This is a genomic window from Streptomyces sp. NPDC002054, assembly GCF_040296685.1.
Classification (GTDB): Bacteria; Actinomycetota; Actinomycetes; order Streptomycetales; family Streptomycetaceae; genus Streptomyces.
In genome coordinates this window covers 112,492-132,432 of the sequence record NZ_JBEOXT010000023.1, presented here as the reverse complement: position 1 = coordinate 132,432, position 19,941 = coordinate 112,492, and the positions used below count along the sequence as shown (strand labels likewise).

The window sequence follows — 19,941 nt, the reverse complement described above, 5'->3', positions numbered from 1 at the left end:
GAGTAAGTGATGACCACCCCGAACGAAAAAGTCGTTGAAGCGCTGCGGGCCTCCCTGAAGGAAACCGAGCGGCTGCGCCGCCGGAACCAGGAGCTCACCGACGCTTCGCGCGAACCGATCGCGATCGTCGGCATGAGCTGCCGCTTCCCCGGCGGAATCGGCTCGCCCGAGGACCTGTGGAAGCTCGTCGAGAGCGGCGGCGACGCCATCTCGGGCTTCCCCGCCGACCGCGGCTGGGACGTCGAGTCGCTGTACGACCCCGACCCCGACCACCCCGGCACCACGTACGCCCGCCACGGCGGATTCCTGTACGAGGCCCCCGACTTCGACCCCGCGTTCTTCGGGATCTCCCCGCGCGAGGCCCTCGCCATGGACCCGCAGCAGCGGCTGCTGCTGGAGACCACCTGGGAGGTCTTCGAGCGGGCCGGCATCGACCCGGCCACCCTGCGCGGCAGCCGCGCCGGTGTCTTCGTCGGCGCGTCCGCCAACGCCTACGGCGCCGGCTCGTACGACCTGCCCGACGGCGTCGAGGGCCACCTCCTCACCGGTACCGCCTCCAGCGTGGTCTCCGGCCGGCTCGCCTACGTCTTCGGCCTGGAGGGCCCCGCCGCCACCGTCGACACGGCGTGCTCGTCCTCCTCGGTCGCCCTGCACATGGCCGTCCAGGCCCTGCGTCAGGGCGAGTGCTCGCTGGCCCTGGCCGCCGGCGTCACCGTCCTCGCCGGCCCGGACGTCTTCGTCGAGTTCAGCCGCCAGCGCGGCCTGTCGCCCGACGGCCGCTGCAGGTCCTTCGCCGAAGCGGCGGACGGCACGGGCTGGTCGGAGGGCGTCGGCGTCCTGCTGGTGGAGCGCCTCTCCGACGCGCGGCGCAACGGGCACCGGATCCTGGCCGTCGTCCGAGGCTCGGCCGTCAACCAGGACGGCGCCAGCAACGGCCTGACCGCCCCCAACGGCCCCGCCCAGCAGCGAGTCATCCGCCAGGCCCTCGAAAGCGCCCGCCTGACCGCCGCGGACATCGACGCCGTGGAGGCACACGGCACGGGTACGACCCTGGGTGACCCGATCGAGGCGCAGGCGCTGCTGGCGACGTACGGGCAGGACCGTCCCGCGGACCGGCCGCTGTGGCTGGGCTCCCTGAAGTCGAACATCGGACACACCCAGAACACCGCCGGCATCGCCGGCATCATCAAGATGGTCATGGCGATGCGGCACGGGGTGCTGCCCAAGACCCTGCACGTGGATCAGCCGACCTCGCACGTGGACTGGTCAGCGGGCGCGGTCTCGCTGCTCACCGAGCAGCGGGCGTGGCCGGAGACCGGCCGCCCGTACCGGGTCGGCGTCTCCGCCTTCGGTGTCAGCGGTACCAACGTGCACACGATCATCGAGCAGGCGCCGGAAGCCGACCGGGACGCCGGCACCGCCCCGGAGCGGACCGACGGCGACGCGGGACCGGAGCCGAAGGTCGCGCCAGTGCCCTGGCTTCTGTCGGCCAAGGGCCAGGACGCCCTGCGCGAGCAGGCGGAGCGCCTGCTGGCCCACGCCGGGGAGCACCCCGGGCTGAGCCCGGTCGACGTCGGCCGGTCGCTGGCGGTCGGCAGGGCCGCCTTCGAGGACCGCGCGGCGGTGGTGGCCGCGGACCGTGAGGGTCTGCTGGCCGGCCTCGCGGCGCTGGCGGCGGGCGACGCGGCGGCGGGTGTGGTGAAGGCCTCGCCGGCCGGCGGGAAGGTCGCCTTCCTGTTCACCGGACAGGGCAGCCAGCGGCTGGGGATGGGGCGTGAGCTGTATGACGCCTATCCGGTGTTCGCGGATGCGCTGGATGCGGTGTGTGAGCGGCTGGAACTGCCGTTGAAGGACGTCCTGTTCGGGGCGGATGCGGAGCTGCTGGACCGGACCGAGTACACCCAGCCGGCGCTGTTCGCGGTCGAGGTCGCGCTGTTCCGGCTGCTGGAGTCGTGGGGGGTGAAGCCGGACTTCCTGGCCGGCCACTCCATCGGTGAGATCGCCGCCGCGCACGTCGCCGGGGTGCTGTCCCTGGAGGACGCGTGCGCGCTGGTGGCGGCCCGTGGGCGCCTGATGCAGGCGCTGCCGTCCGGTGGCGTGATGGTCGCGGTGCAGGCTTCGGAGGACGAGGTCCTGCCGCTGCTGACCGATCGCGTGAGCATCGCGGCCGTCAACGGCCCGCGCTCGGTGGTCATCGCCGGTGACGAGGACGCTGCGACGGCCGTGGTGGAGGCGTTCACCGACCGCAAGACCAAGCGCCTGACGGTCAGCCACGCGTTCCACTCGCCGCACATGGACGGCATGCTGGAGGACTTCCGTCGGGTGGTGGAGGGGCTGTCGTTCGACGCCCCGCGTATCCCGGTCGTGTCGAACCTGACCGGCGCTCTTGTCTCCGACGGTGAGATGGGTTCGGCGGACTTCTGGGTGCGGCATGTCCGGGAGGCGGTCCGCTTCCTGGACGGCGTGCGCGCTCTGGAGGCGGCGGGCGTGACGGCGTACGTCGAGCTCGGGCCCGACGGTGTGCTGTCCGCCCTCGCCCAGGACTGCGTGGAGCAGGACGCCGTCTTCGTGCCGGTTCTCCGCAAGGGCCGGCCCGAGGCCGAGGTGCTCGTCACCGCCCTCGCCCGGGCCCACGCCCACGGGATCCGGGTCGACTGGCAGGCGTACTTCGCCGTGACCGCCGCCGACGCCCGCCGCGTCGATGACCTGCCCACCTACCCCTTCCAGCGGCAGCGCTACTGGATCGAGCCGGGCACCCCGGTAGGAGACCTCGGCGCGGCCGGCCTGGACGAGGCCGCGCACCCGCTGCTCGGCGCGACGGTCGCCCTCGCCGACTCCGAGGGCTTCGTCTTCACCGGACTGCTCTCGCCGGCCACTCACCCCTGGCTGGCCGACCACGCCGTGATGGGCAGCATCCTGCTGCCCGGTACCGCTTTCGTCGACCTCGCAATCTGGGCCGGCGACCAGGTCGGCTGCACCGCCGTCGAGGAGCTGACGCTTGAAGCGCCGCTCATCCTGCCCGAACGCGGCGGCGCACAGATCCAGCTGCATGTGAGCGCGCCCGATGCCGACGGTACGGGCCGGCGGGCGTTCAGCCTTTCCTCCCGTCCGAAGGACAGCGCGGCCGACGAGCCCTGGACGCGGCATGCCGGCGGTGTCCTGGCTCCCGGCGCCGTCGCGGCCCCGCCTGGTTTCGCGCCGGGTTTCGCGCCGGAGCAGTGGCCCCCGGCGGGCGCCGAGCCCCTCGCCACGGAAAGCCTCTACGCCGACCTCGCCGAGGTCGGCATGGGCTACGGCCCGGCGTTCCGCGGCCTCACCGCCGCCTGGCAGCACGGCGACAGCGTCTACGCCGAGGTCGCGCTGCCCGAGGAAACCGCCCCCGCGGCAGGAGACTTCGGTCTCCACCCCGCTCTGCTGGACGCTGCGCTGCACACGCTGGGCCTCGGCGTCCTGGGCGGTACCCAGGGCGAGGGCCGGCTCCCGTTCGCATGGAGCGGGGTGACCCTCCACGCGAGCGGCGCCGACGCCCTGCGCGTGCACCTGGCCCCGAAGGGGACCGACGGCATACGCCTGGAGATCGCGGACCCGACGGGCGCGCCCGTCGCGACCGTCGACTCGCTCGTCCTGCGGGCCGTATCGGCCGAGCAGGTCCAGGCCGCCCGCACCGCCCACCACGAGTCGGTGTTCCGCGCGGAGTGGACGGAGCTGCCGACCGCTGCCGGCGTCGGCGTCGGCGGTCCGGACGCGGCGCCCGCCGGCCACTGGGCGGTCCTGGGGGCCAAGGTCCCCGGCGCACTGCTCCCCGCCACCGGCGAGATCGCCGTCTACGCCGACCTGGCCGAGCTGGCGGCGGCGGTCGAGGCCGGCGCGACGTCCGTCCCCGACGCCGTGTTCGTCGCCTATGGACAGGCCACCGCCGACCTGTCCGCCACGGCCCCGGAGCTCTCCGCCGAGGCCGTGCACCGTGCCACCCACCACGCCCTCGCCCTCGCCCAGACCTGGCTCGGCGACGAGCGCTTCACCGGTGACCGGTTCGCCGCCACCCGCCTGATCGTCCTCACCCGGGGCGCCGTCGCGACCGGTAACGGCGATGGCGGTGACGGTGACACGGTCACCGACCCGGTCCACGCAGCCGTCTGGGGCCTGCTCCGCTCCGCGCAGTCCGAGCACCCCGACCGGCTGCTGCTGGTCGACACCGACGGCACCGAGGACTCCGTACGCGCCCTGCCCGCCGCCCTCGCCGCGGGCGAACCGCAACTCGCCGTCCGCGCCGGCACCGTCCACGCGCTCCGCCTCACCCGGGTGGCCCGCGAGACCGCCGAACAGCAGGTGGCGTACGCGCCGGACTCGACCGTCCTGATCACCGGCGCCGGCGGCCTCCTCGGCGGCCTGATCGCCCGCCGGCTCGTCGCCGAGCACGGCGTACGGCACCTGCTCCTCGTCGGCCGCCGCGGCGGATCCACCCCCGAGGCGCAGCAGCTCGCCACCGAACTCACCGCCGCGGGCGCCTCGGTGACCTGGGCCGCGTGCGATGTCACGGACCGGGACGCGCTGGCCGCCGTACTGGAGGCCGTCCCCGCCGAGCACCCGCTCGGTGCGGTCGTCCACACCGCCGGCGTCCTCGACGACGGCGTGATCACCTCCCTCACCCCCGAGCGGCTGTCGGCCGTACTGCGCCCCAAGATCGACGCGGCCTGCAACCTCCACGAGCTGACCCGGAACCTCGACCTCTCCGCCTTCCTCCTCTTCTCCTCCATCGGCGGCGTCTTCGGCGGCGCCGGACAGGGCAACTACGCGGCGGCCAACGTCTTCCTCGACGCGCTCGCCCAGCACCGCCGGTCCCTCGGCCTCCCCGCCACCTCCCTGGCCTGGGCCCTGTGGGCCGACGGCGCAGGCATGGCCGGCAGCCTGACCGACGCCGACATCAGCCGTATGACCCGCGGCGGACTGCCCCCGCTCACCTCGGCGGAGGGCCTCGACCTCTTCGATCTCGTGCACCGGATCGACGAGGCCGCGCCGGCCCTGATGCGTATCGACCCGGCCGGTCTGCGCACGCAGGCCCAGGCTGGCACCCTGTCCCCGCTGCTGCGCGGGCTCGTACGGGTTCCCACCCGCCGGTCCGCGGGCGGCACGGCCGCCGCGGCGGAGGGCGCGTCCGCCCTGCGGCAGCGCCTGGCCGGCCTCCCGGCCGCCGAGCAGGACCGCACGCTGCTCGACCTCGTACGCAAGCAGGTCGCTACGGCGCTGGGCTACCCGGGCGCTGCCGCCGTCGAGCCGGGGCGGTCCTTCAAGGAGCTGGGCTTCGACTCGCTCACCGCCGTCGAACTGCGCAACCTGCTCGGCGAGGCCACCGGCCGCCGCCTGCCCGCCACCCTGGTCTTCGACTACCCGACGGCGACTGCCCTCGCCCAGTACCTCCGCCAGGAGATCGTCGGCGACCTCCCGGAGGCTGCCGGCGAAGGCAGCCTTCCGGCCCGCCGACCGGCCGCCGCCGCCGCAGTACGCGCCGCGGATGACGATGACCCGATCGCCATCGTCGCGATGAGCTGCCGCTTCCCCGGCGGCATCACCTCCCCCGAGGGCCTGTGGCAGCTGCTCGCCGAAGGCCGCGACGGCATCACCGCCTTCCCCGCCGACCGCGGCTGGGACCTCAACACCCTCTACAGCGACGACCCCGACCGCGAGGGCACCAGCTACGTCCGTGAGGGCGGCTTCCTGCACGAGGCGCCCGATTTCGACGCCGCCTTCTTCGGGATCTCGCCGCGTGAGGCCCTCGCCATGGACCCGCAGCAGCGACTGCTGCTGGAGACCTCGTGGGAGGCGTTCGAGCGGGCCGGCATCGACCCGACCGCGCTGCGCGGCAGCCGCACCGGAGTGTTCGTCGGCTCGAACGCCCAGGACTACCTCCAGCTCTGGCTGAACGACGCCGACGGTCTCGAAGGCCACCTCGGCACCGGCAACGCGGCCAGCGTCGTCTCCGGCCGGATCTCCTACACCTTCGGCCTGGAGGGTCCGGCGATCACCCTCGACACGGCCTGCTCCTCGTCGCTCGTCACCCTGCACCTTGCCGCCCAGGCCCTGCGCCGCGGCGAGTGCGCGATGGCACTCGCGGGCGCGGTGACCATCATGTCCACGCCCGGCGCGTTCACCGAGTTCAGCCGTCAGCGCGGCCTCGCGGAGAACGGCCGGATCAAGGCGTTCGCCGCTGCCGCTGACGGCACGATCTGGTCGGAAGGCGTCGGCCTGCTGCTCCTGGAGCGGCTGTCGGACGCCCGCCGCAACGGCCACCCGGTCCTCGCGGTCGTCCGGGGCACCGCCGTCAACCAGGACGGCGCCAGCAACGGCCTCACCGCCCCCAACGGCCCCTCGCAGCAGCGCGTCATCCGCGAAGCCCTCGCCGATGCGGGCCTGACCGCCGGGGACGTGGACGCGGTGGAGGCGCACGGTACGGGTACCCGGCTGGGCGACCCGATCGAGGCGCAGGCGCTGCTGGCGACGTACGGCCAGGACCGGCCGGCCGAGCAGCCGTTGCTGCTGGGCTCGGTGAAGTCGAACATCGGGCACACGCAGGCAGTGGCCGGTGTTGCGGGTGTGATCAAGATGGTCATGGCGATGCGGCACGGTCTGCTCCCGCAGACGCTGTACGTGGACGAGCCGACCCCGTTCGTGGACTGGTCGGCCGGCGACATCGAGCTCCTGACCGAGCAGCGGGCATGGCCCGAGACCGGGCGCCCGCGCCGGGCAGGCATCTCGTCGTTCGGTTACAGCGGCACCAACGCCCACGCCGTCATCGAGCAGGCACCGCAGCACACGCCCGAAGCGGCCCCGATCGAACCGCGCCGCCTTCCTGTGCTGCCGTGGCTCGTCTCCGGCCGTACGGCAGCCGCCCTGCGAGCCCAGGCGGAACGACTCCGCCCGACCGCGGCCGACGCCGTGGCGACGTCCGGCGACCACGGCGCACTCGACCTCGGCCACTCCCTGGCCACGCACCGCGCCGCTCTGGAGCACCGCGCGGTGGTGATCGGCGCGCCGTCGGACGGCGAGGCACTCGTCGAACGCCTGGCAGCCCTGGCCGCCGGTGAGCAGGTGCCGGGTCTGGTGCAGGGTGCGGTGTCGGGTGGTGGGCTGGCGTTCCTGTTCACGGGGCAGGGGAGTCAGCGGCTGGGGATGGGGCGCGAGCTGTATGACGCCTACCCGGTGTTCGCGGATGCGCTGGATGCGGTGTGTGAGCGGCTGGAACTGCCGCTGAGGGATGTGCTGTTCGGGACCGATGGTGATGTGCTGGACCGGACGGAGTTTGCGCAGCCTGCGTTGTTTGCGGTGGAGGTGGCGCTGTTCCGGCTGGTGGAGAGCTGGGGTGTGCGGCCGGACTTCGTGTCCGGGCATTCGATCGGTGAGATCGCTGCTGCGCATGTGGCGGGAGTGCTGTCTCTGGACGATGCGTGTGTGCTGGTGGCGGCTCGTGGTCGTCTGATGCAGGCGCTGCCGGCCGGTGGTGTGATGGTCGCGGTGCAGGCGTCGGAGGATGAGGTTCTTCCGCTGCTGACCGAGCGGGTGAGCATTGCGGCGGTCAACGGTCCGCAGTCGGTGGTCATCGCCGGTGACGAAGAGGCGGCGGTCGCCGTCGCGGAGGCCTTCCCGGGGCGGAAGAGCAAGCGGCTGACGGTCAGCCATGCGTTCCACTCGCCGCACATGGACGGGATGCTGGAGGACTTCCGCCAGGTGGTGGAGGGGCTGGTCTTCCAAGCCCCGCGCATCCAGGTCGTGTCGAACCTCACCGGAACGGTTGTCTCGGATGAGATGGGTTCGGCGGAGTTCTGGGTGCGGCACGTGCGGGAGGCGGTGCGCTTCCTGGACGGTGTGCGGGCTCTGGAGGACGCGGGTGTCACGACGTACGTGGAACTCGGTCCGGGTGGCGTGCTCTCGGCCATGGGCCAGGAGTGCGTGACGGGTGAGGGCGCCGCCTTCGTGCCCGTCCTGCGGAACGGACGCTCCGAGGCCGAGACGGTGGTTGCTTCGCTGGCCCAGGCGCATGTCCGGGGTGTGGAGGTGGACTGGTCCGCCTTCTTCGCCGGTACGGGTGCCGGGCGGGTGGAGCTGCCGACGTATGCCTTCCAGCGGCAGCGCTACTGGCCGGAAGTGGTTCGGTCCGAGATCGACGGCTGGCGATACCGGGTGTCGTGGAAGCCGTTGATGGACGTTGTGTCCGGTGTGCGGTTGTCGGGGCTGTGGCTGGTGGTTTCTGCGGAGGGCGTGGACGACACGGCCTTGGTGGGTGCGCTGGCTGGGCGTGGTGCTGAGGTTCGTCGGGTCGTCGTTGAGCCCGGTTCGGATCGTGCGGCTCTGGCAGGTCTGCTGTCGGATGCCGATTCCGTTGCCGGTGTGGTTTCTCTCCTCGCGCTGGATGAGGCTGCTGGGGTTGATTCCACGGTGGCCCTGGTGCAGGCGTTGGGTGATGCCGGGGTGGAGGCGCCGTTGTGGTGTCTGACTCGTGGTGCGGTGAGTGTGGGTCGTTCGGATCGGTTGGTGTCTGCGGTTCAGGCTCAGGTGTGGGGTCTGGGCCGGGTGGCGGCTTTGGAGCTGCCTGAGCGTTGGGGCGGTCTGGTTGACCTGCCTGAGGTGTGGGACGAGCGGGCCATGGCCCGTCTGGTCGGCGTACTGGCCGGCAGTGGTGAGGACCAGGTTGCGGTGCGGTCCTCTGGGATCTTCGGGCGTCGATTTGTTCGGGCCGCTGCTGGTGGGGGTTCTTGGACGCCGTCGGGGACCGTTCTGGTGACCGGTGGTACGGGTGCTCTGGGCGGCCGGGTTGCTCGTTGGCTGGCAGGTGCGGGTGCCGAGCGCCTGGTGCTGACCAGCCGCCGTGGCGCCGACGCTCCCGGAGCCACAGAGCTGGTGGCGGAGCTGTCCGGGATGGGTGTGGAGGTATCGGTCGTGGCGTGTGACGCCGCCGACCGGGATTCTCTCCGTGCGCTGCTTGCTGCCGAGGCTGCCACGCTCACCGCGGTGGTCCACACCGCCGGTGTGCTGGATGACGGTGTGCTGGACGCGCTGACGCCCGAGCGGTTCGAGACCGTGGTGCGCGCCAAGGCGACGTCGGCGCTCAACCTGCATGAGCTGACGGTCGAGCTGGGTATCGAGCTGTCGGCGTTCGTCTTGTTCTCCTCGATGAGTGGCACGATCGGTGCGGCCGGTCAGGCCAACTACGCCGCCGCGAACGCCTACCTGGACGCCCTCGCCGAGCAGAGGCGCGCCGCAGGCCTGGCCGCGACATCGATCGCCTGGGGTCCCTGGGCCGAGGGCGGCATGGCCGCCGACGACGCGCTCGAGGCCCGGATGCGGCGGGGCGGCGTACCGCCCATGAACGCCGAGCTCGCGATCACCGCGCTTCAGCAGGCCGTCGGCTCCGACGAAGCAGCCCTGACGATCGTCGACTTCGACTGGGCGAGGTTCGTGCCCGGCTTCACGGCGGTGCGTGACGGCAAGCTGCTCACCGATCTGCCTGAGGCCAAGGCCGTCACCCGCGGTTCGGAGCATGTGGGCGATCGTCCCGAGCGTTCGGCCGCTTCGCTCGCCGAGCACCTTCGGAGCATGTCCGAGAGCGACCGGGAACCGTTCCTCCTCGACCTGGTCCGTACGCAGGTCGCCGAGGTTCTGGGCCATTCCGGTGCCCAGGACATCGAGGCCGGACGGGCCTTCCGCGAGATCGGCTTCGACTCGCTCACCGCTGTGGAGCTGCGCAACCGGCTCGGCGCCGCCACCGGACAGCGACTGCCGGCCACGCTCGTCTACGACTACCCGACGCCGGCCGCCCTCGCTGCCCACCTGCGTTCCGAACTCCTCGGCACGCAGCTCGTGGTGGCCGGCCCGGTCGCCACGGCGGTCGAGGACGACCCCATCGCGATCGTCGCGATGAGCTGCCGCTTCCCGGGTGGCGTGCGGACTCCGGAGGACCTCTGGCAGCTGCTGGCGTCCGGCACCGACGCGATCTCGGACCTTCCGCTGGACCGGGGTTGGGACCTCGATGCCCTGTACGACGCCGATCCGGGTGCGCAGGGCACCTCGTACGCCCGGGAGGGCGGCTTCCTCTACGACGCCGCCGACTTCGACGCCGACTTCTTCGGCATCTCCCCGCGCGAGGCCCTCGCCATGGACCCGCAGCAGCGACTGCTGCTGGAGACCTCGTGGGAGGCCTTCGAGCGCGCCGGTATCGACCCCGAGACGCTGCGCGGCAGCCAGGCGGGTGTCTTCGTCGGCACCAACGGCCAGGACTACCTGTCCGTGCTCCTGGAAGAACCGGCCGGGCTCGAAGGCCACTTGGGTACGGGCAACGCGGCGAGCGTCGTCTCCGGCCGACTGTCGTACGTGTTCGGTCTCGAAGGCCCGGCCGTCACGGTCGACACGGCTTGCTCGTCGTCGCTGGTCGCCCTGCACTGGGCGATCCAGGCGCTCCGCAACGGCGAGTGCTCGCTCGCCCTGGCCGGCGGCGTCACCGTGATGTCGACCCCCGGTACGTTCATCGAGTTCAGCCGTCAGCGCGGGCTGGCGGAGGACGGCCGTATCAAGGCCTTCGCCGCTGCCGCCGATGGCACGGGGTGGGGTGAGGGCGTGGGCATGCTGCTCGTGGAGCGGCTGTCGGACGCCCGCCGCAACGGCCACCCGGTGCTCGCCGTGGTCCGGGGCTCGGCCGTCAACCAGGACGGTGCCAGCAACGGTCTGACGGCGCCGAACGGTCCCTCGCAGCAGCGGGTGATCCGTGCCGCTCTCGCGAGTGCCGGACTGTCTGCCGCCGAGGTGGACGCGGTGGAGGCGCACGGTACCGGCACCACGCTCGGGGACCCGATCGAGGCGCAGGCGCTGCTGGCGACGTACGGCCAGGACCGGCCGGCCGAGCAGCCGCTGCTGCTCGGTTCGATCAAGTCGAACATCGGACACACGCAGGCCGCGGCCGGTGTCGCCGGTGTGATCAAGATGGTGCTGGCCATGCAGCACGGGGTGCTGCCGCAGAGCCTCCACATCGACGCGCCCTCGCCGCAGGTCGACTGGGAGGCGGGGGAGATCGCCCTGCTCACCGAGCAGCGGGAATGGCCCGCGACCGGCCGCCCGCGCCGCGCCGGTATCTCCTCGTTCGGCTTCAGTGGTACGAACGCGCACACCATCATCGAGCAGGCGCCGCTGCCGCAGGAGGACGCCGGGTCGGTGGATCCGCGGCTCCTGCCCTTGCCGCTGGTGATCTCGGCGAAGACCGCCGAGGGGCTCCGGGCCCAGGCCGACAGCCTGCACGTGCGGCTGCTCGCGGACCCCGAGCTGCGTCTGGCCGATGTCGGCAGGACTCTGGCAACGGGCCGTGCGGCGTTCGAAGAGCGTGCGGCGGTGGTTGCTGCGGACCGTGAAGGTCTGCTGGCCGGTCTTGCGGCGCTGGCGGAGGGTGATTCGGCGGCGGGAGTGGTCGAGGGATCGCCGGTTGGTGGGAAGGTTGCCTTCCTGTTCACCGGGCAGGGCAGCCAGCGGCTGGGTATGGGGCGTGAGTTGTATGACGCGTTCCCGGTGTTCGCGGAGGCGCTGGATGCGGTGTGTGAGCGGCTTGAACTGCCGTTGAAGGACGTGCTGTTCGGGTCTGATGCGGAGCTGTTGGACCGGACGGAGTTCACGCAGCCGGCGTTGTTTGCGGTGGAGGTGGCGCTGTTCCGGCTGCTGGAGTCGTGGGGCGTGAAGCCGGACTTCCTGTCCGGGCACTCCATCGGTGAGATCGCCGCCGCGCATGTCGCGGGTGTGCTGTCCCTGGACGATGCGTGCTCACTGGTGGCGGCTCGTGGTCGGCTGATGCAGGCGCTGCCGGCCGGTGGCGTGATGATCGCGGTGCAGGCTTCGGAGGACGAGGTTCTGCCGCTGCTGACCGAGCGAGTGAGCATCGCGGCCATCAATGGCCCGACGTCGGTGGTCATTGCTGGTGATGAGGACGCAGCGGTCGCCGTTGTGGAGGCCTTCTCGGGGCGGAAGTCCAAGCGTCTGGCGGTGAGTCACGCGTTCCATTCGCCGCATATGGACGGGATGCTGGAGGACTTCCGCCAGGTGGTGGAGGGGCTGTCGTTCGCGGCTCCGCGTATTCCGGTCGTCTCGAACCTGACCGGGGCCCTGGTCTCGGATGAGATGGGTTCGGCGGAGTTCTGGGTGCGGCATGTGCGGGAGGCGGTGCGGTTCCTGGACGGCGTTCGCGTCCTGGAGGCCGCGGGCGTCACGACGTACATCGAGCTCGGCCCCGACGGGGTGCTGTCCGCCCTCGCCCAGGAGTGCGTCACCGAAGGCGGAGCCGCTGCTTTCGTACCCGTCGTACGGAAGGGGCGTCCGGAGGCCGAGACGGCGATGGCCGCTCTGGCCCGGAGCCATGTCCGTGGGATCGCCGTCGACTGGCATGCGGTCTACGGAACCGGTTCTGTGCGGGTCGACCTGCCGACGTACGCCTTCCAGCGCCGCCGGTACTGGCCGGAAGCGGCGCTGGTACGGCGGAGTGGCCTGCAGACCCAGCCCTCCGGCGTGGATGGTTGGCGTTACCAGGTGTCGTGGAAGCCGTTGACGGACGTTGTGTCCGGCGTGCGGCTGTCGGGGCTGTGGCTGGTGGTTTCGGCGGAGGGCGTGGACGACTCGGTCGTGGTCGGTGCGCTGGCCGAGCGTGGGGCTGAGGTCCGGCAGGTCATCGTTGAGACAGGTACAGATCGTGCGGCTCTGGCCGGTCTGCTGTCGGATGTTGGTCCCGTTGTCGGTGTGGTTTCTCTCCTTGCCGTGGACGAGACCGCGGCTGTTGTCCCGACCGTGACTCTGGTGCAGGCGTTGGGTGATGCCAGGGTGGAGGCGCCTCTGTGGTGCCTGACCCGTGGTGCGGTGAGTGTGGGCCGGTCGGACCGGCTGACGTCGGCGGTTCAGGCCCAGGTGTGGGGTCTGGGCCGGGTTGCTGCCTTGGAGGTTCCGCAGCGTTGGGGCGGTCTGGTCGACCTGCCCGAGGTGTGGGACGAGCGGGCGATGGCCCGTCTGGTTGGTGTACTTGCCGGCAGTAGTGAGGACCAGGTTGCCGTGCGGTCCTCTGGGATCTTCGGGCGTCGACTCGTCCGGGCCGCTGGTGGGGGTACGGGCTCCTGGACGCCGTCGGGGACCGTTCTGGTCACCGGTGGTACGGGTGCGCTGGGCGGCCGGGTTGCTCGCTGGCTGGCGGGGGCGGGTGCCGAGCGTCTGGTGCTGACCAGCCGCCGGGGTGCTGACGCTCCCGGTGCTGCTGAGCTGGTGGAGGAGCTGTCTGGGCTGGGTGTGGAGGTGTCTGTCGTCGCGTGTGACGCCGCCGACCGGGACTCTCTCCGTGCGCTGCTCGCTGCCGAGGCCGCCACGCTGACCGCGGTGGTCCACACCGCCGGTGTGCTCGATGACGGTGTTCTGGACACGCTGACGCCCGACCGATTCGAGACGGTGCTGCGCGCCAAGGCCGTGTCCGCGCTCAACCTGCATGAGCTCACGGTCGAGCTGGGTATCGAGCTCTCCGCCTTCGTGCTCTTCTCGTCCGTCACCGGCACGTGGGGTACGGCCGGTCAGGCCAACTACGCCGCGGCCAATGCCTACCTGGACGCTCTCGCCGAGCAGCGGCGTGCCGCCGGCCTGGCCGCGACCTCGATCGCCTGGGGTCCGTGGGCCGAGGGCGGCATGGCCGCCGACGGCGGCCTGGACAGCCGTATGCGCAAGGGCGGCGTACCGCCCATGGCCGCCGAGTCGGCGGTCGAGGCCCTCGGCCAGGCGCTCGACGCGAACGACACCGCCGTCACCGTCGTGGAAGTGGACTGGGACCGGTTCGCTCCCGGCTTCACCGCCGTACGCCCCAGCCGTCTCCTCGCCGAACTCCCCGAGGCCCGCAACGCCCTCGCCGCGCGTGCGGACGAGAACGGCGGGACAGACAGGGCTGCCGACGGCCGGACCTCCCTCGCACAGCGGCTGGCGGGCCTCTCCGCCGCCGAGCGGGACCGGCTGCTGCTTGATCTCGTACGGAAGGAGGTCGCAGCGGTCCTCGGCCACGCCGGCGCGGAGAGCGTCGGCGCGGGACGGGCCTTCAAGGAGCTCGGGTTCGACTCGCTGACGGCGGTCGAGCTGCGCAACCGCCTGGGCGCGGCCACCGGGCTGCGACTCCCGGCCACGCTGATCTACGACTACCCGACCTCCGCCGACCTCGCCGACCACCTGCGCGGTGAACTGCTCGGCACCGAGGCCGCGGTGGCCGCCCTCGTTCCGACGGCCAACGCCGTCGACGACGATCCGATCGCGATCGTCGCGATGAGCTGCCGCTTCCCCGGGGGCGTGCGTACCCCCGAGGACCTCTGGCAGCTGCTGGCCGCAGGGGGCGACGCGATCGGTGAGTTCCCGGCCGACCGCGGCTGGGACGCCGAGGAATTGTTCGGGCCGCGGTCCGAGCAGGAAGCCTCGTACGCCCGTGAAGGCGGATTCCTCTACGACGTCGCCCAGTTCGACCCCGGCTTCTTCGGTATCTCGCCGCGAGAGGCCGTGGCCATGGACCCGCAGCAGCGGCTCCTCTTGGAGACCTCGTGGGAGGCGTTCGAGCGGGCGGGTATCGACCCGACGTCTCTCCGCGGCAGCCAGGCCGGCGTCTTCGTCGGTACCAACGGGCAGGACTACCTCTCGCTCGTGCTGAACTCCGCCGACGGTGGTGACGGCTTCATGAGCACCGGGAACTCCGCGAGTGTCGTTTCCGGCCGGCTGTCGTACGTCTTCGGTCTCGAAGGGCCGGCGGTCACCGTCGACACGGCCTGCTCGGCGTCGCTCGTGGCCCTGCACCTCGCGGTGCAGGCGCTCCGCAACGGCGAGTGCTCGATCGCCCTGGCCGGCGGTGTGACCGTGATGTCGACGCCGGGTGCGTTCGTCGAGTTCGCCCGCCAGGGCGGGCTCGCCGAGGACGGCCGGATCAAGGCCTTCGCCGCCGACGCGGACGGTACCGGGTGGGGCGAGGGTGTGGGCATGCTGCTCGTGGAGCGGCTGTCTGACGCGCGTCGTAACGGTCACCCGGTGTTGGCTGTCGTTCGTGGCTCGGCCGTCAATCAGGACGGTGCCAGTAATGGTCTGACGGCGCCCAATGGTCCGTCGCAGCAGCGGGTGATCCGGGCTGCTCTGGCGAGCGCGGGTCTGTCGGCTGCGGATGTGGATGCGGTGGAGGCGCACGGTACGGGTACCCGGCTCGGGGACCCGATCGAGGCGCAGGCGCTGCTGGCGACGTACGGGCAGGAGCGGGCGGCTGATCGGCCGCTGCTGCTGGGTTCGATCAAGTCGAACATCGGGCACACGCAGGCTGCGGCCGGTGTCGCCGGTGTGATGAAGATGGTGCTGGCGATGCAGCACGGGGTGCTCCCGGAGACCCTGCACGTGGACCAGCCCACCCCGCACGTCGACTGGACCGCCGGTGACATCGAGCTGCTGACCGGGCAGCGGGCATGGCCGGCGACCGGCCGTCCGCGCCGGGCCGGTGTGTCCTCGTTCGGTGTGAGCGGTACGAACGCCCACACCATCCTGGAGCAGGCACCGGCACCGGAGGTCCCCGAGACGGAGGAAGCCGAGCCCCACGGCAGCCAGCCGTGGATCCTGTCGGGCAGGACGCAAGCGGCCCTGCGCGACCAGGCCGCCCGGCTCCTCGCCCACCTCGACGGACACGGCGAGCTGCGCCCTGTGGACGTCGGTCACTCGCTCGCGGCGGGCCGGGCGGTGCTCGACCATCGTGCTGTGGTCGTCGCGGAAGCGCGGGAGAGGTATCGCGAGGCGCTGACCGCGCTGGCGGCAGGCGACTCCGTCGCCGAGCTCACCCAGGGCGTGGCGAGCACGGAGCAGCGGGTCGCCTTCCTGTTCACCGGGCAGGGGAGCCAGCGGCTCGGGATGGGGCGTGAACTGTACGAAGCCTTCCCGGTGTTCGCGGACGCGCTCGACGCGATCTGTGGCCGGATGGACGCCCATCTGGAACTGCCCCTGAAGGATGTGCTGTTCGGGTCCGAGGGTGCCGTCCTGGACCGGACGGAGTTCACGCAGCCGGCGTTGTTCGCGGTGGAGGTGGCGCTGTTCCGGCTCGTGGAGAGCTGGGGCCTGCGGCCGGACTTCCTGTCCGGGCATTCGATCGGTGAGATCGCCGCCGCGCATGTGGCGGGGGTGTTCTCCCTGGATGACGCGTGTGTGCTGGTGGCGGCGCGTGGTCGTCTGATGCAGGCATTGCCTGCCGGTGGGGTCATGATCGCGGTGGAGGCTTCGGAGGACGAGGTCCTGCCGCTGCTGACCGATCGGGTGAGCATTGCCGCGATCAACGGTCCGACGTCCGTCGTCATCGCCGGTGACGAGGATGCGGCGCTCGCGATCACCGAGTCCTTCGCTGGTCGCAAGTCCAAGCGGCTGACCGTCAGTCATGCCTTCCACTCGCCGCAGATGGACGGGATGCTGGCCGACTTCCGCAAGGTGGCGGAGGGGCTCACGTATGAGGCTCCGAGCATGCCGATCGTGTCCAACCTGACCGGCGCTCTCGTCTCCGACGGTGAGATGGGCTCGGCCGACTTCTGGGTCCGGCACGTCCGGGAGGCGGTCCGCTTCCTCGACGGCGTGCGCGCCCTGGAGGCGGCAGGCGTGACGGCGTACGTCGAGCTCGGGCCCGACGGGGTGCTGTCCGCACTCGCGCAGGACTGCGTGACGGAGGACGCCGCCTTCGTGCCCGTGCTCCGCAAGGGCCGGTCCGAGGCCGAGGTGCTCGTCGCCGCCCTCGCCCAGGCTCACGTCCACGGCGTCGCCGTCGATTGGGAGGCGTACTACGCCGGCACCGGCGCCCGGCGCGTCGACCTGCCCACCTACGCCTTCCAGCGCGAGCGCTACTGGGTGGATTCCTTCGCCGCGCTCGAGGACGCCGTCTCGCTCGGCGTCGAGTCGGCCGGGCACCCCCTGCTCGGTGCCGCGGTCGAGCTGCCGGACACCGGCGGGTTCCTGTTCACCGGTCGGCTTTCCCGCCGTACGCACCCGTGGCTGGCCGACCACGTCGTGGCCGACTCCGTGGTCGTGCCCGGCGCGGCCTTCGTCGAACTGGCCCTGCGGGCCGGGGAAGAGGTCGGCTGCGGCCACCTGCAGGAGCTGATCGGCGAGGCGCCGCTCGTCCTCCCGGAGGACGGGGCGGTACAGCTCCGGCTCACCGTCGGCGGGGCGGACGACGACGGGCGGCGGTCCGTGCAGGTGCACAGCCGCCCGGAGACGGCCGAGAGCGACGGGGCGAACGCCGGGTCCTGGACCTGGTCCCGGCACGCCACCGGCTGCCTCACCGACAGCGAAGCCGGCAACATCGCCGACATCGCCGACAGTGGGGCCTGGCCGCCCGCCGACGCCGAGGAGGTCTCCGTCGAGACGGTCCGCGAGCGGCTCACGGCCGCCGGGCTCTACCACGGTCCGGCCCTGCGGACCCTGACCCAGGTCTGGGTGCGGGGCCAGGAGGTCTTCGCGCAGGCGCGTCTCACCGATGAACTGCGCGCCACTGCAAGAGGGTTCGCCCTTCACCCGGCGCTGCTCGACACCGCGGTACAGGCGTTGGCGGCGACAGGTGACACGGGACGGGAGTCGTTCGCCTGGCGCGGCGTACGGCTGCACGCGGTCGGCGCGGACGCCCTGCGCCTGCGCATCACCCCCGGTGATGCGGACACCGTGTCCGTCGAGCTGGCCGACGAGCAGGGCGTGCCCGTCGCGTCCGTTGAGGCCCTGGTCACCCGGGAGCTCGAGGTCGAGCGGTTCGCGGTGGCCCCGGCCGCCGGGGTGCACGACTCGCTGTTCCGGCTCGACTGGGTGCGTACGACGGTCCCGGCCCGGCCGGCCGCCACGACGCTCGCGGTCATAGGCGAGGGTCGGGAATTCCTCGCCGCTGCCCTGGGGCGTGTGGGCGTGCCCGTTGCGGCGTACGGGGATCTTGCCGCGCTGGACGAGGCCGTCCGCTCTGGTCGGCAGCCGGTGCCCGACACCGTGGTCGTGCCGTTCATGGCGGACTCCCTTCGCACGGAGGTCGGTTCCACGGCGCAGGAGGTGCGTGAGGTCACGCACCGGGCCCTCGCGACCGTGCAGGGCTGGCTGGACAACGGCCGGTTCGCCGGTGCGCGGCTCGCCGTCGTCACCCGCGGCGCGGTGGCCGCCCACACGGACACCGAGGCCAGGGATCTCGCCCACACCCCGGTATGGGGTCTGGTGCGGGCCGCACAGACGGAGCACCCGGACCGGTTCGTCCTCGTCGACCTCGACGCTGACGACGCTTCCGGTAGGGTCCTGCCCGCTGCTCTCGCCTCCGATGAGCCCGAACTGGCCGTACGAGGCGGGGCCTTGTACGTACCCCGGCTGGCCCGGGTAAGCGCCCGGGCGGAGGCCGCCGGGGGTGCGGAGAGCCGTATCGACACCCGCGGCACGGTCCTCGTCACCGGAGCCGGCGGCGGACTCGCCGGCCTCCTCGCCCGCCACCTGGTCGCCGAACACGGTGTGCAGCACTTGCTGCTGACCGGCCGCAGGGGCGCCGAGACGGACACCGCCGCCGAACTCACCGCACAGCTCACCGCGTTGGGAGCACAGGTCACCTGGGCTGCCTGCGACGTTGCGGACCGGGACGCGCTGGCCGCGCTCCTGGCGTCCGTACCCGCCGAGCGTCCGCTGACGGCGGTCGTCCACACCGCGGCCGTCCTGGACGACGGGGTCGTGGACCTGCTCACCCCCGACCGCGTCGACCGGGTCCTGCGGCCCAAGGTCGAAGGGGCGCTCCACCTGCACGAGCTGACCCGTCACCTCGACCTGTCCGCCTTTGTCCTCTTCTCCGCCGCCGCCGGTACCCTCGGTGCCGCGGGCCAGGCCAACTACGCGGCGGCGAACGTCTTCCTCGACGCCCTCGCCCGCCACCGGCGCGCCCACGGACTCACCGCCCTGTCCCTGGTGTGGGGCATGTGGGCGGAGGAGCGCGGCATGGCGGGCCGGCTCACCGAGGCGGAGCGGGAACGCGCCGCACGCGGCGGAGTCGCACCGCTGTCGGCGGCGGACGGCCTGGCGCTCTTCGACGCCGCCCTCGCGGCGGACGACGAGCCGGTGCTGCTGCCGGTCGCGGTCGACCTCCCGACCCTGCGGGCCCGGGCCGCGGACGGCGGGATCCTGCCCGTGTTCCGCGGCCTGGTCCGGACTCCGGTACGGCAGCAGCAGCGGCGGTCGGCGGCGATGACCTCCGGCGCGACCCGGGCGGAGGACACGGCCGCGACCGCCTCCGCCGGCGCGGGTGAGCAGCCGCTCGCGCAGCGGCTGGCCGACCTGTCGGCCGCCGATCGGGAGCGGACCGTACTGGACCTGGTGCGCGGCCAGGTGGCCGCCGTACTCGGGTACAAGTCGGCCGAACTCGTCGGCGAGGAGCAGGCGTTCAAGGAGCTGGGCTTCGACTCGCTGACCGCGGTCGAGCTCCGCAACCGGCTCGGCGCCGCCGCCGGGCTCCGGCTGCCCGCCACCTTGATCTACGACTACCCGAACCCGGCCGCGCTCGCCCGGCAACTGCTGAGCGAGGTGGCCCCGGAGGGCACGGCCGGGCGCACGTTCTCCGTACTGGAGGAACTGGACCGCATCGAGAGCACCTTCTCCGCGCTGGACCCGGCGGAACTGGCCGCCGCGGCCGGCGACGACGCGGCCCACGCACGCGTGGCGGTGCGCCTCCAGGCGCTGCTGGCGCAGTGGAACGAGGCGCGCCGGCCGGACGGCGAGACCGCGGCCGGCGAGATCGAGGACGCGAGCGACGACGAACTGTTCGCCCTCATCGACAAGAAGTTCGGCCAGGGCTGACCCCAACCCCGACCCCATCCCCAACCCCACCCACCCCCAGGCCGTACCGCCGGAACCCCTGTTCCGGCGGTACGGCCACCGTCTTCCCGGAATTGCTCA

Annotated in this window: 1 protein-coding gene; it reads left to right on the top strand. The window is 72.3% G+C overall.

Translation table 11 applies throughout. The annotated features are described in order from the left end of the window. The first annotated feature begins 9 nt into the window (after positions 1-9). Positions 10-19,842: an SDR family NAD(P)-dependent oxidoreductase gene (locus tag ABT123_RS21875; protein ID WP_351317158.1), complete on the top strand. Its 19,833-nt coding sequence runs from the start codon at positions 10-12 to the stop codon at positions 19,840-19,842. Positions 19,843-19,941: the final 99 nt, after the last annotated feature.